21 protein-coding genes are annotated in these 20,703 nt (G+C 72.6%); 14 read left to right on the top strand and 7 right to left on the bottom strand.

The genetic code is table 11. The annotated features are described in order from the left end of the window. Nucleotides 1-19: 19 nt before the first annotated feature. Nucleotides 20-907 (bottom strand): alpha/beta hydrolase, encoded by an 888-nt coding sequence (locus OG218_RS10095; protein ID WP_328293086.1) that lies wholly within the window; start codon nucleotides 905-907, stop codon nucleotides 20-22. 114 nt (nucleotides 908-1,021) lie between these two features. After that, nucleotides 1,022-2,500, bottom strand: a complete 1,479-nt coding sequence (locus OG218_RS10090; protein ID WP_328293085.1) for a GGDEF domain-containing protein — start codon at nucleotides 2,498-2,500, stop codon at nucleotides 1,022-1,024. Nucleotides 2,501-2,623: 123 nt separating this feature from the next. Between OG218_RS10090 and purS the strand changes: the two genes are divergently transcribed. From purS to OG218_RS10070, 4 genes are read left to right on the top strand one after another with little or no spacing between them, the layout of a single operon-like run. Continuing rightward, entirely contained in the window at nucleotides 2,624-2,896 is a 273-nt protein-coding gene (gene purS, locus OG218_RS10085) for a phosphoribosylformylglycinamidine synthase subunit PurS (protein WP_328293084.1), read from the top strand. Then, nucleotides 2,893-3,570: a phosphoribosylformylglycinamidine synthase subunit PurQ gene (gene purQ / locus OG218_RS10080; protein ID WP_328293083.1), complete on the top strand. Its 678-nt coding sequence runs from the start codon at nucleotides 2,893-2,895 to the stop codon at nucleotides 3,568-3,570. The genes purS and purQ overlap by 4 nt, the downstream gene beginning before the upstream one ends. Continuing rightward, complete coding sequence (gene purL / locus OG218_RS10075; RefSeq protein WP_328293082.1) at nucleotides 3,567-5,879, top strand: phosphoribosylformylglycinamidine synthase subunit PurL; 2,313 nt, start codon at nucleotides 3,567-3,569, stop codon at nucleotides 5,877-5,879. Before purQ ends, purL begins: the two co-directional genes overlap by 4 nt. A 45-nt stretch (nucleotides 5,880-5,924) precedes the next feature. After that, nucleotides 5,925-7,004 (top strand): Gfo/Idh/MocA family protein, encoded by a 1,080-nt coding sequence (locus tag OG218_RS10070; protein WP_328293081.1) that lies wholly within the window; start codon nucleotides 5,925-5,927, stop codon nucleotides 7,002-7,004. Between the two features lie 45 nt (nucleotides 7,005-7,049). Here the strand turns inward: OG218_RS10070 and OG218_RS10065 are convergent, their stop codons facing one another. Beyond that, nucleotides 7,050-7,613 (bottom strand): TetR/AcrR family transcriptional regulator, encoded by a 564-nt coding sequence (locus OG218_RS10065; RefSeq protein WP_328293080.1) that lies wholly within the window; start codon nucleotides 7,611-7,613, stop codon nucleotides 7,050-7,052. An 84-nt stretch (nucleotides 7,614-7,697) separates the two neighbouring features. Here OG218_RS10065 and OG218_RS10060 point away from each other — a divergent pair, with 84 nt between their 5' ends. The 4 genes from OG218_RS10060 to OG218_RS10045 all read left to right on the top strand — a co-directional run bounded on the left by OG218_RS10060 (nucleotide 7,698) and on the right by OG218_RS10045 (nucleotide 10,802). Continuing rightward, the gene (locus tag OG218_RS10060) at nucleotides 7,698-8,591 is read left to right on the top strand and encodes an SDR family oxidoreductase (RefSeq protein ID WP_328293079.1); all 894 of its coding nucleotides are present in this window, start codon (nucleotides 7,698-7,700) and stop codon (nucleotides 8,589-8,591) included. 19 nt (nucleotides 8,592-8,610) lie between these two features. Continuing rightward, nucleotides 8,611-9,309, top strand: a complete 699-nt coding sequence (locus OG218_RS10055; protein ID WP_328293078.1) for a copper homeostasis protein CutC — start codon at nucleotides 8,611-8,613, stop codon at nucleotides 9,307-9,309. A gap of 8 nt (nucleotides 9,310-9,317) precedes the next feature. Beyond that, nucleotides 9,318-10,208, top strand: coding sequence for an aminoglycoside phosphotransferase family protein (locus tag OG218_RS10050; RefSeq protein WP_442906483.1), 891 nt, complete (start codon nucleotides 9,318-9,320; stop codon nucleotides 10,206-10,208). A 225-nt stretch (nucleotides 10,209-10,433) separates the two neighbouring features. Next, on the top strand, nucleotides 10,434-10,802 hold the full coding sequence (locus OG218_RS10045; RefSeq protein WP_328293076.1) for a hypothetical protein: 369 nt from the start codon (nucleotides 10,434-10,436) through the stop codon (nucleotides 10,800-10,802). Between the two features lie 16 nt (nucleotides 10,803-10,818). Here OG218_RS10045 and OG218_RS10040 read toward each other — a convergent pair whose 3' ends face one another. Both OG218_RS10040 and OG218_RS10035 read right to left on the bottom strand, forming a co-directional pair. Next, nucleotides 10,819-11,172: a VOC family protein gene (locus OG218_RS10040; protein WP_328293075.1), complete on the bottom strand. Its 354-nt coding sequence runs from the start codon at nucleotides 11,170-11,172 to the stop codon at nucleotides 10,819-10,821. 46 nt (nucleotides 11,173-11,218) lie between these two features. Then, the gene (locus OG218_RS10035) at nucleotides 11,219-11,695 is read right to left on the bottom strand and encodes a heme-degrading domain-containing protein (protein WP_328293074.1); all 477 of its coding nucleotides are present in this window, start codon (nucleotides 11,693-11,695) and stop codon (nucleotides 11,219-11,221) included. Between the two features lie 174 nt (nucleotides 11,696-11,869). Between OG218_RS10035 and OG218_RS10030 the strand changes: the two genes are divergently transcribed. Further along, nucleotides 11,870-13,342 (top strand): sugar porter family MFS transporter, encoded by a 1,473-nt coding sequence (locus OG218_RS10030; RefSeq protein ID WP_328293073.1) that lies wholly within the window; start codon nucleotides 11,870-11,872, stop codon nucleotides 13,340-13,342. Here the strand turns inward: OG218_RS10030 and OG218_RS10025 are convergent. Next, nucleotides 13,309-13,890, bottom strand: a complete 582-nt coding sequence (locus OG218_RS10025; protein ID WP_328293072.1) for a TetR/AcrR family transcriptional regulator — start codon at nucleotides 13,888-13,890, stop codon at nucleotides 13,309-13,311. The two genes, OG218_RS10030 and OG218_RS10025, sit on opposite strands and share 34 nt — an antisense overlap. Nucleotides 13,891-13,966: 76 nt before the next feature. Here OG218_RS10025 and OG218_RS10020 point away from each other — a divergent pair, with 76 nt between their 5' ends. Continuing rightward, nucleotides 13,967-14,995 (top strand): saccharopine dehydrogenase NADP-binding domain-containing protein, encoded by a 1,029-nt coding sequence (locus OG218_RS10020; RefSeq protein ID WP_328293071.1) that lies wholly within the window; start codon nucleotides 13,967-13,969, stop codon nucleotides 14,993-14,995. Between the two features lie 3 nt (nucleotides 14,996-14,998). Here OG218_RS10020 and OG218_RS10015 read toward each other — a convergent pair whose 3' ends face one another. After that, nucleotides 14,999-15,736, bottom strand: a complete 738-nt coding sequence (locus OG218_RS10015) for a GntR family transcriptional regulator (protein ID WP_380260580.1) — start codon at nucleotides 15,734-15,736, stop codon at nucleotides 14,999-15,001. Between the two features lie 242 nt (nucleotides 15,737-15,978). Here OG218_RS10015 and iolC point away from each other — a divergent pair, with 242 nt between their 5' ends. Genes iolC through iolD form a run of 4 tightly spaced genes read left to right on the top strand, consistent with a single transcriptional unit; the run spans nucleotide 15,979 to nucleotide 20,667 of the window. After that, nucleotides 15,979-16,920, top strand: a complete 942-nt coding sequence (gene iolC, locus OG218_RS10010; RefSeq protein WP_380260966.1) for a 5-dehydro-2-deoxygluconokinase — start codon at nucleotides 15,979-15,981, stop codon at nucleotides 16,918-16,920. Continuing rightward, nucleotides 16,913-17,797 carry a Cgl0159 family (beta/alpha)8-fold protein gene (locus tag OG218_RS10005; RefSeq protein ID WP_328293068.1) on the top strand — a complete coding sequence of 295 codons (885 nt, stop codon included), beginning with the start codon at nucleotides 16,913-16,915 and terminating at the stop codon, nucleotides 17,795-17,797. Before iolC ends, OG218_RS10005 begins: the two co-directional genes overlap by 8 nt. A gap of 10 nt (nucleotides 17,798-17,807) precedes the next feature. Further along, nucleotides 17,808-18,725, top strand: coding sequence for a 5-deoxy-glucuronate isomerase (gene iolB, locus OG218_RS10000; protein WP_328293067.1), 918 nt, complete (start codon nucleotides 17,808-17,810; stop codon nucleotides 18,723-18,725). Nucleotides 18,726-18,741: 16 nt separating this feature from the next. Then, nucleotides 18,742-20,667 carry a 3D-(3,5/4)-trihydroxycyclohexane-1,2-dione acylhydrolase (decyclizing) gene (gene iolD / locus OG218_RS09995; RefSeq protein WP_328293066.1) on the top strand — a complete coding sequence of 642 codons (1,926 nt, stop codon included), beginning with the start codon at nucleotides 18,742-18,744 and terminating at the stop codon, nucleotides 20,665-20,667. Nucleotides 20,668-20,703: the final 36 nt, after the last annotated feature.

The following is a 20,703-nucleotide window of genomic DNA, read 5'->3' as shown; positions in this document are numbered from 1 at the left end:
TCGTCCGCCCCGTGACGGTTCACGCGAGCTGCACGTCGACGAACCGCAACCACCCGGGGACCAGGCTGCGCCAGTAGCCCATGGTGTGGGCGCCGTCGCCGATCCCGCCCGCCGGGGCGGGATCGCAGGCCGCCCGGTACGCCTCGGTCTGCTCCCGGAAGGGGTCGTCGACCCCGCAGGACACCGAGAGCGCGACCGACCCCGTCGCCGGGCCGGGGACCAGGTCGCCGAACTCCCGCCAGTCGGCGGCGTCGTCGAAGGACCCCGCCGACGTCGCCCCGGCGGAGGCGAACAACGCCGGGCTCCCCGCGGCCGCGGCGACGAGTTCCCCCGACGTGGGGAACCGTCCCGCGGTGACCTCCCGGGCCAGCAGGAGGGCGCCGAAGCCACCCATCGACCACCCCGCGACCGCCCAGCGGGACAGGTCGAACCCCGTGTCGTGGAGCCGGGGGAACAGTTCCTCGCGCAGCATCGCGAGCGGGTCGTCACCGTTCGCGCGGGGGTGCCAGTAGCTCGACCCGCCGTCGACGGAGACCACCGCCAACGGGGACCCACCGCCCCCGACGTGCGCGGCGAGGAACTGGTGGACGCCCAGCTGGGTGAACGCGGCGCGCGCGTCGTCACCGCGGCCGTGCAGGACGAGGAGCACCGGCAGACCGGCCGGGGCCACGCCCGGGGGAGTCGCCCAGCCCCAGGTCACCGGGCGAGCGCGGGCCGCGGAGTCGAAGGTCGCGAAGACGGGTTCCCCGGCCCCGGCCGACGGCACGGGGTCCGCGACCTGCCCGATGCCCAGGGTCGTCCGGATCCGGCTCCGGACGGGCCGGACCTCCAGGGCCACCGCGGCCCCGCCCACGACGAGCACACCGGCACCGGTCGCGAGCACTGCCCGCCGCGTCGAGGTCGTCACTCTCCGATGGTGGCCCGGCACCCCCGTCGAGGGGTGCCGGTCACCGGATCTCCGCGAGGACTCCCCAGGACCTCGTCCCGCCTCCCGTCCCGCCTCCCGTCCCGCAGCCCGTCGTCACTCGGCGAGGACGCACCGCCCGCCGCCGGAGCGCTTGGCCGCGTACATCGCGGCGTCGGCCCGGGAGAGCAGCGAGTCGGCGTCGTCGCCGTCCTCGAAGGCGGTCAGCCCCACGCTGGCGCTGATCGTGGCCGGCCCGGCGGAGAGCAGGAACGGCGTGCGCAGCGCCACGACGACGGCCTCGGCCGTGTCGTCGGCGACCCCGGGGAAGAGGTCGGGCAGGACCAGGGCGAACTCGTCGCCCCCGAGCCGGGCGGCGAAACCGCCGGCCCCGGCCGCGCTGCGCAGCCGGTCCGCGACCTCGCAGAGCAGCTCGTCACCCGCCGCGTGCCCGAGCGTGTCGTTCACGGCCTTGAACCCGTCGAGGTCGACGAAGAGGACCGCGATGGCCGACTCCGCGCCCACGGCCTGCTCCAGCCGGCTGGTGAAGGCCCGCCGGTTCGGCAGCCCGGTCAGCGGGTCGACGAGGGCCAGCCGTTCCGCCTCCGCGGCCAGTCGCAGCCGGACCAGCGCGGCCGAGGCCAGCGAGCCCAGCGAGGCCAGGGCGACCTCGTCGAACTGCTGACCCTCCCGGTTGCTCGCCCGGGGGGCGACGATCCAGCGCAGTGGATCCTCGTCGCCGAGCTCGTACCCGACCTCGCCAGGACCGGGGGGCTGGGTCCGGACCGCGAGGCGCCCGCCGGAGACCAGCGTCGCGGGCTGTGCTTCGAGCACGGTCACGAGGTCGTCCGCGGTGGTCACCGCGTGGATGCGGACGGCGGCCTCGAACAGCTGACGCTGCTGCGCACGGCTCTGGTGGGCGCGTCGCCACGCCCACGCCGCGACAACGACGGCCATCCCGGGCACGAGGATCAGCGAGGCGATCCACGTGGGCATCGCGATGTTGACGGCCGCCGCGAGGTAGCCGAGGACGGAGACGAGCAGGAACAGCGCCCCACCGATGAGCGCGCCCGGGTCGGCCAGTTCCTCGAACAGCGTCCGGCGGTACTCGATCGCGATGGACACGGCCGAGAGCAGGGTGTCGGCGGCGAAGTAGGTCGCCGCCCCGGCCAGCACCGCGAACAGCTGCGCCGGACGGACCGGGTCGAGCGGCTGCAGCGCGGCGACGACCAGGGTCGCGAGCAGGCTGGAGACGATCGAGGAACCGGCGTTGAAGAGCCGGCTCGTCCAGGCCCGCCGGTCGACCAGGTACGCGGGCAGCGCGGTGAGCGGCCAGGCCAGCAGCGCGACGGGGGTGTCGTAGAAGGTCTGCAGGTAGAACAGCAGCACGGGGGCGAAGGGCACCTGGATGCCGGTGGCCACGCTCGTCACCATCAGCGGGAAGCGGGTGAGGACCCAGCCGACGGGGATGCAGAAGGCCAGCGCCGTGAAGACGTCCCGGTTGGCCCCGGTCGCGTGCCACCACAGGGCGGCGCCCACCAGCACGAGCAGTCCCGCCGCGAAGACACCGACGTCGAAGAGCACGGACGTGCTCACACGGCGTCGGGCGCGAGCGGTGTCCACGTCCTCTGGTCGGCAGGAGCGCGGCGGTCCTTGAGCCTCCGCGGCGGCGGTAGCCTGAGCACGCCGATCTCCCCCCTCCTCGAAGGAGCGCCGCGCATGGGCCGCGTCGTCATCGACGTCATGCCGAAACCCGAGATCCTCGACCCGCAGGGGAAGGCCGTCGTCGGCGCCCTTCCGCGCCTCGGGTTCGATCTCTTCACCAGCGTCCGTCAGGGCAAGCGCTTCGAGCTGGAGGTGGCCGGCGAGGTCACCCCCGAGGTGCTCGAGCAGGCCCGGAAGGCCGCCGAGACGCTGCTCTCGAACCCCGTGATCGAGGACGTCGTCAGCGTCCGGGACGCCTCCGGCACCCCGGCCGAGGTCACCGCGTGAAGATCGGCGTCGTGACCTTCCCCGGGTCGCTCGACGACGGCGACGCCCGTCGCGCGGTGCGTCTCGCCGGCGGCGAGGCCGTCGTGCTCTGGCACGCCGACGCCGACCTGCACGGGGTCGACGCGGTCGTCCTGCCGGGCGGGTTCTCCTACGGCGACTACCTGCGCTGCGGCGCGATCGCCCGCTTCGCGCCCGTGATGGCCGAGGTCGTCCGCGCGGCCGGGGGCGGGATGCCCGTCCTGGGCATCTGCAACGGCTTCCAGGTGCTGTGCGAGTCGCACCTGCTGCCGGGTGCGCTGGTCCGCAACGACCACCAGAAGTTCCTGTGCCGCGACCAGCGGCTGCGGGTCGAGTCGACCGCCACCGCGTGGACGTCCACGTACGCGGCGGGACAGGAGATCACGATCCCGCTGAAGAACGGCGAAGGCGGTTTCGTCGCCGACACCGCGACGCTGGACCGCCTCGAGGGGGAGGGCCGCGTGGTCTTCCGCTACCTCGACGGCAACCCCAACGGGTCGATGCGCGACATCGCCGGGATCAGCAACGAACGCGGCAACGTCGTGGGGCTCATGCCGCACCCCGAGCACGCCGTCGAGGAACTGTTCGGCCCGGGACTGGACGGCCTCGGCCTGTTCACCTCGGTGCTGAGCGCCGGACTGGAGGCACTCGCGTGAGCACGCTCACCGCCCTGGACACCGTGGGTCGTGCGGAGCAGACCCCGGACCACCCGCAGCCGTGGAAGGAACTCGGCCTCAAGGCCGACGAGTACGAGCGGATCCGCGAGATCCTGCAGCGCCGCCCCACCGGCGCCGAGCTCGCGATGTACTCGGTCATGTGGAGCGAGCACTGCTCCTACAAGAGCTCCAAGGTCCACCTCAAGACCTTCGGCGACCACCTCACCGAGGACATGAAGACGTCCCTCATGGTCGGGATCGGCGAGAACGCCGGGGTCGTCGACATCGGTCAGGGCTGGGCCGTGACCTTCAAGGTCGAGTCCCACAACCACCCCAGCTACATCGAGCCCTACCAGGGTGCGGCCACCGGCGTCGGCGGGATCATCCGCGACATCATGGCCATGGGTGCCCGCCCGATCGCCGTCATGGACTCGCTGCGGTTCGGGGCGATCGACCACCCCGACACCGCCCGCGTCGTCCCGGGCGTCGTGTCCGGGGTCGGCGGGTACGGCAACTGCATCGGGCTGCCGAACATCGGCGGCGAGGTCGTCTTCGACCCGACCTACCAGGGCAACCCCCTCGTCAACGCCCTCTGCATCGGTTCGCTGCGCCACGAGGACCTGCACCTGGCCAACGCCCGTGGCGTCGGCAACCTCGTCGTGCTCTTCGGCGCCCGCACCGGCGGCGACGGCATCGGCGGCGTCTCGGTGCTGGCCAGCGAGACGTTCGACGCGACCGGCCCCTCGAAGCGGCCGGCCGTCCAGGTCGGGGACCCGTTCCAGGAGAAGGTGCTCATCGAGTGCTGCCTGGACCTGTTCCACGCCGGTCTGGTCGAGGGCATCCAGGACCTCGGCGGGGCCGGGTTGTCCTGCGCCACGAGCGAACTGGCCTCGGCCGGTGACGGCGGGATGGTCATCCACCTCGACCGCGTCCCGCTGCGCGACCCCTCGCTCTCGCCCGAGGAGATCCTCATGAGCGAGTCCCAGGAACGCATGATGGCGATCGTCACGCCGGCGAACGTCGAGGAGTTCCTCGCGGTCACCGCGAAGTGGGACGTCGAGGCCGCCGTGCTCGGCGAGGTCACCGATGGCACCCACCTCGTCGTGCAGTGGCACGGCGAGACCGTCGTCGACGTCCCGCCGCGCACCGTCGCCCACGACGGCCCGGTCTACGAACGCCCCTACCAACGTCCCGCGTCGCAGGACGCGCTGCAGGCGAACACCCCCGACTCCCTGCCTCGTCCCGGCACCGACGTGGAACTTCGCGACACCCTGCTGCGCATGGTCGCCTCGCCGAACCTCTGCTCGCGGGCGTGGGTCACCGACCAGTACGACCGCTACGTCATGGGGGGGACGGCGCTCGCGACCCCCGACGACGCGGGTGTCGTGCGCGTCGACGAGGAGACGAACCTCGGGGTCGCGCTGAGCCTCGACGGGAACGGCCGGTTCGCGCGGCTCGACCCGCGCACCGGGGCCCAGCTCGCGCTGGCCGAGGCGTACCGGAACGTGGCCGCGGCCGGGGCGAAACCCCTCGCGGTCACCGACTGCCTGAACTTCGGCTCGCCCGAGGACTCCGGGGTCATGTGGCAGTTCGCCGAGGCCGTGCAGGGTCTGGCGCTCGCGTGCGAGGAACTCGGGGTTCCCGTCACCGGTGGCAACGTGTCGCTCTACAACCAGACCGGTGACGACGGTCTGAACTCCGCGATCCTCCCCACCCCGGTCATCGGGGTCCTGGGCGTCCTCGACGACGTCCGTCGTCGCACCCCGTCGGGGTGGAAGGAGTCCGGGCAGAACGTCTACCTGCTCGGCACCACCCGCGACGAACTCGGTGGTTCCGAGTGGGCCTGGGCCGAACACGGTCACCTCGGCGGCCTGCCGCCGGTGCTCGACCTCGCCCACGAGAAGCTCCTCGGGGACATCCTCGTGCAGTGCTCGCGCGACGGTCTGATCGACGCCGCCCACGACCTGTCCGACGGTGGCCTCGCGCAGGCCCTCGTCGAGTCCGTCCTGCGGTACGGGGTCGGCGCACGGGTGTGGCTCGACGAACTCCTCGACCGCGACGGGATCGACGCGTTCACCGCGTTGTTCTCCGAGTCGGCCGGCCGGGCGATCGTGTCCGTGCCGCGCGAGGAGGAGATCCGGTTCACCGACATGTGCACCGCGCGCGGTCTCGCGCACGTGCGCATCGGGGTGACCGACGACGGCGACGGGAGCGTGCCCGGCCTGCTCGACGTGCAGGGCCGGTTCCAGGTTCCCGTCGCGGAACTCCGCGAGGCGCACACGGGGACGCTGCCCCGGCACTTCGGCTGAGTCCCCACCCACCCACCGCCCGGTGGGACGAACGCAGGAGGAACTGTGACCCCACCCGCCCCGACCCGTTTCGCCGTCGTCGGGAGCGGGTGGAGGTCGCAGTTCTTCGTGCGCCTCGCCCGGATGGCGCCCGACCGGCTGCGGGTGACCTCGGTGGTCACCCGCACCGCCGGTCGTGCCGAGGAGATCAGCGCCGGGTGGGGGGTTCCCGCGGTGCTGACCCTGGAGGAGGCGTTGCGCGAGCGGCCCGACTTCGTCATCGCGTCGGTGCCCTGGGCCGCGATGCCGGACCTCGTCCGCGAACTCGTCGCGGCGGGCGTGCCGGTCCTGGCCGAGACGCCGCCCGCCCCGGACGTCGAGGGTCTGCGGTCGTTGTGGCACGACGTCGGCGGTTCCGGACGCGTCCAGGTGGCGGAGCAGTACCTGCTGATGCCCGGTCACGCGGCCCGGCTGGCCGTCGTCCGCGACGGGACCATCGGGGAACCGACGTCGGTGCAGATCTCCTCGACGCACATGTACCACGCGGTGTCGCTGGTCCGAGGCCTCCTCGGCGTCGGGACGGAGGACGTCGTCGTGAACGCCCGCGAGTTCACCGCCCCGCTCCTGGACCCGCTCTCGGGTGCCGGGTGGGACCCGTCGGCGCGACCCCGGGACGCGACGACGACCCTCGCGACCCTCGACTTCGGCGGCCGCACGGGGCTCTACGACTTCACCGACAACCAGTGGTGGAACCCGCTGCGGGGCCGTCGCCTCCTGGTGCGGGGAACCCGCGGTGAGATCGCGGACGACGCCGTGACGCGGCTCGTCGACCCGGTCACCCCGGTCACCTCGCTCCTCTCCTACCGGCGGCGCGGGATCGACCTGAACCTCGAGGGCGTGGACCTCGACACGATCGCCCTCGACGGCCGGGTCGTGCACCGCAACGCCTGGGCCGGGACGCGGATGAGCGACGACGACGTGGCCGTGGCCGAACTCCTGGCCCGGACGGGGGCCTGGGCGCGCGGCGAGGGGGACGAGCCGTACCCGTTGGCGCAGGCCTGCCAGGACCACGCGATCAGCCTGGCCATGGCCGAGTCGGCCCGCGCGCACGCCGACGTCCGGGTCGGCGGCGAACCCTGGAGCTGAGACCGCCCGCGCCGCGCCGGGCCGGCGGGTTCTGGTTCAGCCGGTTCAGCCGGCCAGGCTGAGGCGCAGGGCCGCGAACAGCTCCTGCTGGATCTGCGTCATCGTCCGGCCCGTGTCGTCCGCGATCCAGGTCTCGAACGCGACCCGGAACACCGTGATCGTGGAGTGCGCCAGCAGGGTCGCCGCGGGTTCGTCGACCCCGCGCTCGCGCAGGGCAGCGGCCACGGCCGTCGCCAGGGCGCTCATCTTCAGCTGTTCGCGTTCGGCGAGCGCGGGGTGGCCGAAGACGACCGCCGCGCGGCGCCGGGCCCACGGCCGGCGTTCCTCGCCGAAGAACTCGCTCGAACCGGCCAGCGCGTCCGCGGCCATCTCGGCGGGGGCGGTGGCGGCGGAGTTCGCCACGGCGAGGGTGAACTCCTCCAGCAGTCGCTCGCTGCCCGCGAACAGCACTTCGCGCTTGTCGCTGAAGCAGCGGAAGAACGTCCGCTCGGTCACCCCGGCGCGGGCCGCGATCTCGGCCACGGTGGTCCGCTCGTAGCCCTGCTCGTCGAAGAGGTCGAGGGCCGCCTGCTGCAACCGCTGCGACGAACCGGGTTCCCACCGTGCCATGTCCCCATCCTAGGTGATGACAGAACCTGACATCGAGCGCTACGGTGATGTCGCAAGCTGACATCACTACTTGAGGAGAACCACGTGCGCGTCTTCATCACCGGAGCATCGGGCTGGATCGGTTCGCACACCGTCGACGAGTTCCTCGCCCACGGGCACCAGGTCCTCGGCCTGGCGCGCTCCGACGCCTCCGCCGCCGCGCTGCAGGCCAAGGGGGCCGAGGTCCTGCGCGGCGACCTCGACGACCTCGACGCCCTGCGCCGCGGCGCGGAGTCCACCGAGGGCACCGTCCACCTCGCCAACAAGCACGACTTCGCGAACCCGGCCGTCTCCAACGCCGCCGAACGTGCTGCGGTGCAGACGATCGCGGACACCCTCGTGGGTTCCGACCGACCGTTCCTGATGGCCAGCGGCCTCGGTGGCATCGCCCGGGGCCGGGCCGGCACCGAGGACGACGTCAACCCCTCGTACGGCCTCGACTCCTTCCGGGGCGGGGCGGAGAACCTCGCCCTCGAGTACGCGCAGAAGGGGGTGCGGGTCCTGGCCGCCCGGTTCGCCCCGACCGTCCACGGCGCCGGGGACCACGGTTTCATCGCCGCCCTCGTCGCCGCCGCACGGGCGGCGGGTTCCTCCGGGTACGTCGGTGACGGCTCGAACCACTGGTCGGCGGTCCACGTCACCGACGCGGCCCGCATGGTCCGTCTCGCCGTCGAGTGTGCCCCCGCCGGCAACGTCCTGCACTCCGTCGCCGAGGAGGGGATCACCACGAAGGAGATCGCCACCGCGATCGGCGCGGGGCTCGACCTCCCCGTGGTCCCCGTCGCCCCGGAAGCGGCCACCGACCACTTCGGCTGGATCGGGACGTTCTTCGCGCTCGACCTGCAGGCTTCCAGCCTCAGGACCCGGGCCCTGCTCGGCTGGGAACCGGCCGGTCCGACGCTGGGCGAGGACCTCGCCGGGGGTGGCTACTTCGCCTGAGGCCCGACAGGGTGGGGGCGTGAGCACCGTCGTCGAAGTGGCCGTGACCGACGTCGACGGGGTGCGGGTCGCCCGCGCCGCCGGCGCGCACCGGGTGGAGTTGTGCGTGGCCCTGGAGGTCGGCGGTCTGACCCCGTCGCTCGGCCTCGTCGAACGGGCGGTCGAGGCTGCCGGACCGGTCGGGGTGCACGTCCTGCTCCGGCCCCGGCCGGGCGACTTCGTCCACGACGCGGACGACCTCGCGATCGTCCTGCGCGACGCCGGGACGGTGCTCGGGGCGGGCGCCGCGGGGATCGTCGTGGGGCCGCTGCGGTCCGACGGACGTCTCGACCTCGACGCCCTGCGTCGCCTCCGTGACGTCGCCGCGGGTGCGGAACTCACCGCCCACCGGGGTTTCGACGTGAACCCCGACGTCGAGTCCGGCGTCGAGGACCTCCTGGCCGTCGGTGCGGACCGCGTCCTCACGTCCGGGGGTGCGTCTTCCGCCCACGACGGGACCGACCGGATCGCCCGCGCCGTCGTGGCGGCGGCCGGCCGGCTCACGGTGATGGCGGGCGGCGGGGTGCGTCCCGAGCGGGTCCCGGACCTGGTGGCCGCCACCGGCGTGGGTGCCGTCCACCTCTCGGCCCGGTCGCTGCTGGCCGCCGACGCGGGGTTCGGGGCCCGGTACCGGACCGATCCGGACCTCGTCACCGCGGCCGTGGGGGCGATGTCGTGACGCTGCCGATGCACGAGGACCAGGTCGACGTGAGTGCCGAGCTGGTGAGGCGGCTCGTGGCCGGGCAGTTCCCGCGCTGGCGGGACGAACCGGTCCGCGCCCTCGACGGACCGGGGACGGTGAACGCCGTGTTCCGGCTGGGGGAGCGGTGGGTGGTGCGGTTGCCGCTGCACCCCGGAGCGGCCGGGCTCGTGCGCCGCGAGGTCGAGGCCGCCCGCGAGCTCCTCGGGGTCACCCGGTTCCCCACCCCGGAACCGGTGGCGCTCGGAGCGCCGGGGGAGGGGTACCCCTTCGAGTGGTCGGTCTTCACCTGGCTGCCGGGCACCACCGCGGACGAGGTCGACGTGGCCCACGGCGCGGAACTGGCCCGCGACCTCGCCGGGTTCGTCCGCGACGTGCGCTCCCTCCCGTTGCACGGCAGGCGCTTCACTGGTCCGGGTCGCGGGGGTGACCTGCACGCGCACGACGCGTGGATGGCCGAGTGCTTCGAGCGGAGCGAGGACCTCCGCGACCTCCTCGACGTCGCGCGGTTGCGGGCGCTGTGGTCGGGGTTCCGGCGGCTGCCGCACGTGTCGGCTGACGTCGTCGTGCACGGGGACCTCGTCCCGGGCAACGTGCTCGTCGCCGCGGGGCGCCTCGCCGGTGTCCTCGACGTCGGGGGCCTCGCGCCGGCGGACCCCGCGCTCGACCTGGTCGTCGGGTGGCACCTCTTCGACGACCCGGAGCGGGAGGAGTTCCGGACCGCGGTCGGGAGCGACGGGCTCGCCTGGGTCCGGTCGCAGGCGTGGGCGTTCCAGCAGGCGATGGGTCTCGTCTGGTACTACGAGGTCACGAACCCGCGGATGAGCGCGCTGGGGCGCTCGACGCTGGCCCGGATCGTGGCCGATCCGCTGGTCTGAGCCCGCGCCGGGCCCGGTTCCGGGGCGGTGAGGGGACCCTTCTCACCCGTCCGGCCCAGTGGGGTCTCACCCGCCCAGAAGCGGGTCGCTCTGCCACTGGGGGTAACCGCAGGGTCGCTAGTTGAACACTCACGGTCACCGCGACATGGTTGAGGTGTCGGGGCGAGCAGCCCCGCCCACCACTTCCCGGAACGCCTCGCCCCCCTCGAACCCAGGAGCACCGCTGTGAGCAACGTCAACGAAACCCTGAAGAGCGCCCTCGAGATCGAGGGTGCCATCGCGGCCCTGCTGGTCGACCACGAGTCCGGCATGACCCTGGGCTCCGCCGGGGGCGGCACCCTCGACCTCGAGGTCGCCGCCGCGGGGAACACCGACGTCGTGCGCGCCGAACTGCGCACCCTGGCCCGCCTGGGCCTGGACGACGCCCCCGAGGACATCCTCGTCACCCTCGGGACCCAGTTCCACCTGCTCCGCCTGCTGCAGAGCACGAACGGCCAGGGCCTGTTCCTCTACCTCGTGCTCGACCGCTCCCGCGCCAACCTCGCCATGGCCCGTCGCCTGCTGGCCGTCCTGGAGCGCGGCATCGAGCTCTGAGGCGGGCGACGACGGGTCAGTACTCCACGCGGAACCCGCTGATCAGCGTCACCGTGTTCCCGGCCGGGTCCCTCAGCGCGGACAACCGGACCCCCTTGCTCGCCTCGAGCACCTCACCGGGCTGCAGTCCCCGCCCCCGGAGTTCGCTGAGCGCTTCGTCGAGGTCGGCGACGGCCAGGTTGACGGTCGTCGTCCCGGGGGAGCCGCCGGTGCGGAAGACCTGCAGCCACCCCGTGTCGGTGAGCCGCCACTCGACCAGGGTCTCCATGGGGCGGTTGTCGGGGACGCGGCCGAACAGGCGCGTGTACCAGTCGGTCGCCGCCGCCAGGTCGGTGACGGGTGCGACGGCCAGGACGTGGTCGATCCTCATGCCGGTCACGACCTCCCGCCGGCCCGGAACTCATCGCCCCCGGTCGTCAGGGCCGGGTGGGGGCGAGGAACTCCGCCAGCACGCGGACCACGAACGCGTGGTCCTCGGCCTGGGGCAGCCCCGAGGCCGCGACGGATCCGACGACGCCCACCCCGCGCACCCGCAGCGGGAACGCCCCGCCGTGCGCGGCGAACTCGCGGGGGTCCAGCCGCGCGTCCACGTCGAAGTCGCCCCCGCTGAGGCGCCACCGCGTCCCCACCAGGAAGGACGAGTGGCCGAAGGCGTCCACGACGTTCATCTTGCGCTGCAGCCAGCGGTCGTTGTCCGCGGCGGAACCGGGCAGCGCGGCGTGGAAGAGGCGTTGACCGTTGCGGCGGATCGCGAGCGCCAGCGGCAGTCCCTCGGCCCGCCCGCGCTGCACGAGCAGCGAACCGAGGCGCCACGCGTCGTCCTCGTCGAACCGGTCCAGGAGCAGCTCCTCCTCGTCGGCGGTGAGGCGGGCGAGCAGGTCGGCGTCGTTCACGGGACTCCCCAGGGATCGCGGTGGCTGCGGGTACCCGGTGATCCTCTCGCGCGGCTGCGCCGGCCGCCTCGTCGGAGGGGTGGAGGGTCGCGTGAGGTTACTTTGTCTTGACATCTTGACGAGCAGCCGCTTACGGTTCCGGTCGAGGTGCATCCGGAACGAAGGAGTTCTCCCGTGTCGACCACCCAGGGCCAGTCGGTCCCGTCCGGACGAGGAGCGGGGACGGCGCTGCCGCCCCTGAGCGCAGGTCCGTACCGCCGCAGGCTCGGGGTGGTGGCCCTCGTCGCGACGTTCGGCGGCCTGCTCTTCGGCTACGACACGAGCGTCATCAACGGGGCCCTCGACCCGATGGTCGAGGAGCTCGGGCTCACCGCGTTCACCGAGGGGGTCGTCACCAGTTCGCTCCTCTTCGGCGCCGCCGTCGGTGCGATCACCGGTGGACGGCTCTCCGACGCGTGGGGTCGGCGCAAGGCCATCCTGCTGATGTCGGCGTTCTTCTTCGTCGGCGCCCTGGTCTGCGTGTTCTCGCCGACCTTCGCGGTCATGGTCGTCGGCCGCGTCCTGCTCGGCCTGGCGGTCGGGGCCGCCTCGACGGTGGTGCCGGTGTTCCTGGCCGAACTCGCGCCCTACGAGATCCGCGGGTCCCTGTCGGGACGCAACGAGATGATGATCGTCATCGGCCAGCTGGCCGCGTTCGTCGTCAACGCGATCGTCGGCAACGTGTGGGGCGAGTACGGCGGGGTCTGGCGCATCATGCTGGCCTTCGTCACCCTGCCCGCGATCGCGCTCTTCGTCGGGATGCTGCGGGTGCCGGAGTCCCCGCGCTGGCTGATCGACCACGGCAAGTTCGACGAGGCCGTCGAGGTCCTGCGCGAACTCCGTCCCGCCGGCCGGGCGGAGGCCGAGGCGCGCCAGATCGTCGACGCCACGTGGGAGGACTCCAAGCGCGTCGCCCTGGACTGGCGCCAGATCCTGTCCAACCGGTGGTTGCGGCGGATCCTGCTGATCGGCATCGGACTCGGTGTGGCGCAGCAGCTCACGGGGATCAACTCGATCATGTACTACGGCCAGGCCATCCTGAAGGAGGCCGGGTTCGACGACAGCACGGCGCTCATCGTGAACATCGCGCCCGGGATCATCGCCGTCGTCGGCGCGCTCATCGCGCTGCGGATGATGGACAGCTTCTCCCGCCGGAAGACGTTCGTCATCGGCTACACCCTGACGACCGTCTGCCACCTGTTGATCGGTGCGGCGTCGCTGGCCCTGCCGGTGGGCAACGCCCTGCGTCCGTGGGTGATCCTGTTCCTCGTGGTGGCCTTCGTCGGGTCGATGCAGACGTTCCTCAACGTGGCCACCTGGGTCACCCTGTCCGAGATCTTCCCGCAGAAGATGCGGGCGCTCGGCATGGGGACGTCGGTGTTCGTCCTGTGGCTGACCAACGCGTTCCTGGGGTTGTACTTCCCGACGCTGGTCGCGTCCGTCGGCATCACCGGGTGCTTCTTCGGTTTCGCCGTCATCAACCTGCTGGCCCTGGTGTTCGTGCACACCCAGGTCCCGGAGACCCGCGGCCGGACGCTGGAGGAACTCGAGGACGCGGTCACCTCGGGCCGGATCTACGACAAGGAGGTGCGCGACTTCGCCAGCTGATCGACGAGCTGCGAGGTCGTGCGACGCACCACGACGTCGATCGTGCCCTCCACCCCGTCGAGCCAGGCCTGGACGGCGGTGTGCATGAGGGTCGTGCTGACCCCCGCGGCCAGCGCGGCTTCCTCCCGGGCCACCCCGTGGTCCAGGAGGCCGCGCTGGACGGTCGCGGTGAGGGCGGCGCGTTTGCGCAGTTCCCGTTCGACGAGCCCCTCGTCGGAGGCCACCAGGCCGCGGCGCAGCCGGAGTTCCTCGCGGCGGTCGCCGAACATCGCCAGCGCCACGCCGGGCAGGTCGGCCAGCAGGCGGGGCAGGGCCCCGTCGGAGAGGTCGGCCGTGGCCAGGTGGCCCGCGACGGAGGCGAGGACCTCGTCCTCGCCGGCGAAGAACACCTCGCGCTTGTCGGCGTAGTGCCGGAAGAACGTCCGCGTGGTGAGGCCGGCCCGCGCGGTGATCTGCGGCACCGTCGTCTCCGCGAAACCCTGCTCGACGAAGAGCTCGAGGGCAGCGCGCTCCAGACGTTCCCGCGTCCCCGGTTCCCATCGGCCCACCCCGTCATCGTACGGGGATGACACGGCATGTCATCACGGCTATGGTCATGACACGCCATGTCATCAGGAGGAACACGTGAGTGCAGAGGTGTGGGTCCTCGGGGCCACCGGCCGGGTCGGTCGACGGGTCGCGCAGCACGTCGCGGCGACGGGGCGTCCCGTCGTCCTGGTCGGCCGCGACCGCGGTCGGTTGGAGGCGCTCGGGATCAGCGGTGACATCCGGGTCCTCGAGGCCGACACGCCCCGGGCGCTGGCGGCGATCGCCCAGGCGGGGCCGGCCGTCGTGGTGAACACCGTCGGCCCGTTCCTGGAGACCGCGGGCCCGGTGCTGGACGCCTGCCCGCCCGGCACGCACTACGTCGACGTCGGCAACGAACCCGATGCGCTGCAGGAGGTCCTGGACCGTCACGACGCCCTCGCGGCCACCGGGCGGACCGCGGTGGGCTGTGCCGGGTTCGGGGTGCTCGGCACCCAGGCCGCCCTCGGGGCGGCCCTCGCCGGACAGGAGGGGCGCGGGGTCCCGAGCCGGGTGCGGATCGACGCGATCGCCTCCGTCGCGGGTGAGGAGGGGCGGCTGGGCGAGGCGCTGGCCCGCACGATCGTCCGCGGGTTCTCCGAGGCCGGCACCCTCGGACGCGAGCCCGAACGCGTCGCCACCCCCGACGGCGACTCCGTCGTCACCGGGACCCTGCCGTCGGGGGAACTGCTCGCCGCCCGACGGCTGAGCCGTACCGACGACGTCACCGCGGCCTCGGCGCTCGTCCCCACCGGGGTCCCGGCCGGGGTGCTGCGCGCCCTCGCGCCGGTGCTGGCGACGCGGCCCGTCTCCCGGGTGGCGGCCCGTGCGCTGGCCCGGATCCGGATGAAGGCCACTCCGCGTCCGCGCGCCCACACCTGGGCCCGGGCCCGCGTCGGGTGGCCCGACGGCACGACCCGCACGGCGTGGCTGCGGGCCGAGGAGGCCATGGACTTCACGGTCGCCGCCGCGACCGAGGTCGCGCTGCGGCTCGCGGCCGGGGAAGGACGACCGGGGGCCTTCACCCCGGTCGAACTCTTCGGGACCGGACTCGCGGAGGTCGCCGGCGCGGTGCTGATCGACGGCTGAGCGTCAGCGGTCGACGAGGGTGACCTCGAACGCGTAGCGGCTGGCCCGGTAGACGTGGCGGCCGTACTCGACGACGCGGCCCGAGTCGTCGTGGGTCGTGCGTTCCATCGTCAGCAGCGGCGCACCCCGGCGCTCGTCGAGCAGCGAACACTCCTCGGCGCTGCCCCGGCGGGCCCCGATCCGTTGCCGCGCAACGCGCATCCCCACCCCGCGGCTGCGCAGCAACTGGTACATGCCGCGTTCGGTGAGGGCCTCCAGCGTCAGGTCGGTGTAGGGGGCGGGCAGCCAGTTCTCCAGCACCGCGAGGGGTTCACCGCCGGAGGTCCGCAGCCGGCGCAGGTGCAGGACGGGGGTCCCGGGGGCGATCGCGAGACTGCCGGCCACGTCGTCGGCGGCGCCGTCCATCTCGTGCAGCAGGACCTGCGTCGCCGGGTGCTGTCCCGACTGCACCAGGTCGTCGTGCAGGCTGGTCAGCTCGACGGGGCGGGTCACCTGACCGTGCACGACCTGGGTGCCGACGCCGCGCTTGCGGACCAGCAGGCCCTTGTCGACCAGTTGCTGGATCGCGCGACGCATCGTCGGGCGGGACAGCCCGAGCTGGTCGGCCAGGTGGATCTCGTTGTCGAGCCGGGAACCCGGGGGGAGCTTGCCACCCTCGATGGCCTGCTCGATCTGGCGGGCGACCTGGAAGTACAGGGGGACCGGGCTCGAGCGGTCCAGGTCGTAGAACAGATCGTTCACCACAGCTCCGAACGTCGCGATGGGCGGCGCAGCTACATCGCCGTGCCGCCGAGCCGTCATCGTAGCCGTCCGGAGGTGTGCACGTCAGGAGGTTCGTTTGTCCTGACAAAGCTTGACACGGAGGCCTTCCGCGGAGCACGCTCGTCCCTGCCACCGCGCCGCTGCGGCCCGGAACGGCACAGATCATCCGGACTGGGAGGGGACCTCGCGTGAGCAACACGGCCGCGCTGGACGTCGTGACCATGGGCAGGGTCGGCGTCGACCTCTACCCGTTGCAGGACAACACGGGCCTCGAGGACGTCGAGACCTTCGGGAAGTACCTGGGAGGCAGTGCGACCAACGTCGCCGTCGCCGCCGCCCGGCACGGTCGCGCCGCGGCCGTCATCACCCGCACGGGTCACGACGCCTTCGGGACGTTCATCCACAAGGCGCTCGCGGACTTCGGGGTCTCCGACCGGTTCGTCTCGGGGGTCGACGGGCTCAACACGCCCCTGGCGTTCTGCGAGATGTACCCGCCCGACCACTTCCCGCTGCTCTTCTACCGTCAGCCCACCGCGCCGGACCTGCAGATCCGCGCCGAGGAACTCGACCTCGACGCCGTCCGCGCGGCCGGCATCTTCTGGGCCACGGTCACGGGACTCTCCGAGGAACCCAGCCGCGGAGCGCACTTCGCCGCCTGGCAGGCCCGCGGGCGCGCCCCGCTCACCGTGCTCGACCTCGACTACCGCCCGATGTTCTGGTCCTCCGCGGCCGAGGCGACCGAACAGGTCCAGCGTGCGCTGCAGCACGTGACCGTCGCCGTCGGCAACAAGGAGGAGTGCGAGGTCGCCGTGGGCGAGACGGAACCCCGCAGGGCCGCCGAGGCGCTGCTGGCCGCCGGGGTCGAGATCGCCATCGTCAAGCAGGGACCCAAGGGCGTGCTCGGCGCGACCCGCGGCCCCAACGGGACCGAGTTCGTCGAGGTCCCGCCGACCCCGGTCGAGGTCGTCAACGGGCTCGGCGCCGGCGACGGGTTCGGCGGTGCGCTCTGCCACGGCCTGCTCTCCGGCTGGGACCTCGAGAAGGTCCTGCGCTTCGCCAACGCCGCCGGCGCCATCGTCGCCACCCGGCGCGAGTGCTCCACCGCCATGCCGTTCACCTCCGAGGTGGAGGCCCTGCTCGAGGAGGTCGCTGCCCGTGCCTGACCAGTTCGCGAAGGACTACGCCGAGGTCTCGGAGATCCGCGCGCGCCACCCCGAACGCATCCTCGAGCTCTCCCGGGCGCGGCGGCGACGTCCGGTGCTGGGGTCCGACGGTCGCCTCATGGTCATCGCCGCCGACCACCCCGCCCGCGGGGCCAACGGCGTCGGCGGCAACGCCATGGCGATGGCCGACCGGACCGAACTCCTCGACCGGTTGCAGGTGGCGCTCGCCGTCCCCGGCGTCGACGGCCTCCTCGGGTCCGCCGACATCATCGAGGACCTCACCCTCCTCGGGGCGCTGGAGGACAAGGTCGTCTTCGGGTCGATGAACCGTGGTGGCCTGCAGGGGGCCGCGTTCGAACTCGACGACCGCTTCACCGGCTACGACGCGCAGGCCATCGAGGACATGAACCTCGACGGCGGCAAGTTCCTCACCCGCATCGCCCTCGACGACGCCGGCACCCTGCCGACGCTGACGGCCTCGGCCGACGCCATCAGCGAACTCGCCGCCCGCAGGCTCATCGCGATGATCGAACCCTTCTGGTCGCGCAACGAGGGCGGCAAGGTCGTCCACGACCTCAGCGCCGAGGGGGTCATCAAGTCCGTCAACGTGGCCCAGGCCCTGGGGCGCACGACGGCGTACACCTGGCTCAAGATCCCCGTCGTCGACGACATGGAACGCGTCATGGAGTCCACCACCCTGCCGACCCTGCTGCTCGGCGGGGACCCGGCGACCTCCCCGGAGGAGACCTTCGCGACGTGGCGCAAGGCGCTCGCGCTGCCGTCGGTGCGCGGCCTCACGGTGGGCCGGACGTTGCTCTACCCGCCGGACGGTGACGTCGCCACCGCCGTCAAGACCGCCGTCTCGCTCGTCCGTTGAGGAGTCTCCCGTGACCGATCTCCACGTCCCCGCCGGTAGCGCGGGGGCCGACGGCTTCGACCTGGTCGTGACGCCGGAGTCGGCGGGCTGGGGGTTCTCCGGCCTGCGCACCCTGACCCTGGCGCCCGGCGCCCGCCACACCTTCGCCACCGGTGCGGACGAACTGCTCGTCCTGCCGCTGTCGGGTTCCTGCTCGGTGACGGTCGAGGGGGAGACGCTCGAACTCCACGGCCGCACCGGGGTCTTCGACGGGGTCAGCGACTTCGCCTACGTCGGCCGCGACAGCGCGCTGAGCGTCCACAGCGCCGCAGGCGGCGTGTTCTCGTTCCCGGGCGCACGGGCGTCACGCCGCCTGCCCTTCCGCTACGGCCCGGCCTCGGGGGTTCCCGTCGAACTGCGCGGGGCCGGGCAGTGCAGCCGTCAGGTCAACAACTTCGCCACCCCGGCGGCGTTCGAGACCGACAAGCTCATCGCCTGCGAGGTCATCACCCCCGGCGGCAACTGGTCGTCCTACCCGCCGCACCGCCACGACCGGACCAGCGACGTGGAGAGCGACCTCGAGGAGATCTACTACTACGAGTTCCGCGCGCTGGCCCCGGCCGGTGTGCCGACCGTTCCCGGCGGCGTGGGGTTCCAGCAGGTCTACGGCGACGTCGACGACCCCGCGCGACCGATCGAGGTGCTGGAGGAGGTCCGGTCCGGAGACGTCGTGCTGATCCCGCACGGCTGGCACGGGCCCTCGGTGGCCAACCCCGCCTACGACATGTACTACCTGAACGTCATGGCCGGACCGGAGACGGAACGGGCCTGGAAGATCTGCGACGATCCCGCCCACGGTTGGGTGCGATCGACCTGGGAACAGCAGCCGGTCGACCCCCGGCTGCCCTTCTACTCCACCCCGACGGGCGCCAGTCCCGTACCCCGCTGAGAACTGAGAGATCGAGATGAGTGCGGTTCCCCCCAACCCGACGGTGCAGACGGTGCGGTTGACGGTCTCGCAGGCCGTCGTGCGGTTCCTGCAGGCCCAGTTCAGCGAACGCGACGGCGTCCGTCAGCAGTTCTTCGGCGGCGTCTTCGGCATCTTCGGTCACGGCAACGTGGCCGGGATCGGGCAGGCCCTGCTGGAGGCCGAGGTCGGCACGCCGGACTGGAACCCGCCGGCGCAGCTGCGGTACATGACCGGTCGCAACGAGCAGGCCATGGTCCACGCCGCCGTGGGTTTCGCCCGCCAGCAGGACCGGCTGCAGACCCTCGCCGTGACGGCGTCGGTCGGCCCGGGGTCCACGAACATGCTGACCGGTGCCGCGCTCGCGACGGTCAACCGGATCCCCGTCCTGCTGCTGCCCAGCGACGTGTTCGCGACCCGGGTCGCCTCGCCGGTGCTGCAGGAGCTCGAACAGCCCTACGGCTACGACGTGTCGGTCAACGACGCGTTCCGACCGCTGTCGAAGTTCTTCGACCGGGTCTGGCGTCCCGAGCAGCTCCCCTCGGCGCTGCTGGGCGCGATGCGCGTGCTGACCGACCCGGCGGAGACGGGGGCGGCGACGATCTGCCTTCCCGAGGACCTGCAGGCCGAGGCCTGGGACTTCCCGGTGGAGCTGTTCCGGGAACGGACCTGGCGCATCGCCCGGCCCGTCCCGGAGAAGGTCGTGATCGCCGAGGCCGCGGAACTCATCCGCTCCGCGAAGGCGCCGCTGGTCGTCGCGGGGGGTGGGGTCGTGTACTCGCGGGCCACCGAGGCGCTCAAGGCGTTCGTGGAGGCCACCGGCATCCCCGTCGGGCAGTCGCAGGCGGGCAAGGGGGCGATCCGCTACGACCACCCGTTGTCGCTGGGGGCCATCGGGTCCACCGGGACGACGGCCGCGAACGAGATCGCCGCGGAGGCCGACGTCGTGATCGGCATCGGTACCCGCTACTCCGACTTCACGACGGCCTCCCGGACGGTGTTCCAGAACCCCGACGTGAAGTTCGTGAACGTGAACGTCGCCTCCCTCGACGCGGTCAAGCACGCCGGCCTCCCTGTCCAGGCGGACGCCCGGGAGGCCCTCGAGGCCCTCACCGCCGCGCTGGAGGACTTCTCGACCCCCGACGCCTACCGCGAGCGTGCGGCCCGGCTGAACCGGGAGTGGGACGCCGTGGTGGAGGAGTTCTTCCACTCCGGGAGAGGTGAGGAGACGGGGTTGCTGGCCCAGGCCGAGGTCATCGGCGCCGTCGACGAGGTGGCCGGGGACCGCGACGTCGTGGTGTGCGCCGCGGGTTCGCTGCCCGGTGACCTGCACTGCATGTGGCGCAGCCGCGACCCGAAGCAGTACCACGTCGAGTACGGCTTCTCCTGCATGGGCTACGAGATCCCCGGTGGGATCGGGGTGGCCCTCGCCGCGCCGGACCGGGACGTGTTCATCACGGTCGGGGACGGTTCCTACCTGATGATGCCGACCGAACTCGTGACAGCGGTCCAGGAGGACGTGAAGCTCATCGTCGTCCTGCTGCAGAACCACGGTTTCGCCTCGATCGGCGCGTTGTCCGAGCAGCACGGTTCGCAGCGCTACGGGACGAAGTACCGCCGGCGTGCGGAGTCCGGTCGTCTCGAGGGCGCGAAGCTCCCCGTGGACCTCGCGGCGAACGTCGAGAGCCTCGGGATCCGGACGCTGCGCGCCGGGACCCGCAAGGAGCTCGTGGCGGCCCTCCAGGACGCCAAGGCGTCCACGGAGTCGACCTGCGTGTACGTCGAGACCGACCTCTACTCCGAGGCCCCCGACGGGGGCGGCTGGTGGGACGTCCCGGTCTCGGAGGTGTCGCGCCTGGAGTCCACCCGCACCGCGCGCACCTGGTACGAGGGGAAGAAGGAGGCGCAACGCCCGCTCCTCTGACGTCACGTCCCCCCGGGTAAGCACTTACCCGGGGGG

The organism is Kineococcus sp. NBC_00420, from assembly GCF_036021035.1.
GTDB lineage: Bacteria > Actinomycetota > Actinomycetes > Actinomycetales > Kineococcaceae > Kineococcus.
The sequence above is the reverse complement of the archived record's forward strand: the minus strand, read 5'-3'. Positions and strand labels throughout refer to the sequence as shown.

Coding starts and splice junctions, on each gene's coding strand:
- purS (WP_328293084.1), top strand. CDS start 2,624: ATGGGCCGCGTCGTCATCGACGTCATGCCGAAACCCGAGATCCTCGAC.
- OG218_RS10065 (WP_328293080.1), bottom strand. CDS start 7,613: ATGGCACGGTGGGAACCCGGTTCGTCGCAGCGGTTGCAGCAGGCGGCC.
- OG218_RS10050 (WP_442906483.1), top strand. CDS start 9,318: ATGCACGAGGACCAGGTCGACGTGAGTGCCGAGCTGGTGAGGCGGCTC.
- OG218_RS10040 (WP_328293075.1), bottom strand. CDS start 11,172: ATGAGGATCGACCACGTCCTGGCCGTCGCACCCGTCACCGACCTGGCG.
- iolC (WP_380260966.1), top strand. CDS start 15,979: ATGGGCAGGGTCGGCGTCGACCTCTACCCGTTGCAGGACAACACGGGC.
- iolD (WP_328293066.1), top strand. CDS start 18,742: ATGAGTGCGGTTCCCCCCAACCCGACGGTGCAGACGGTGCGGTTGACG.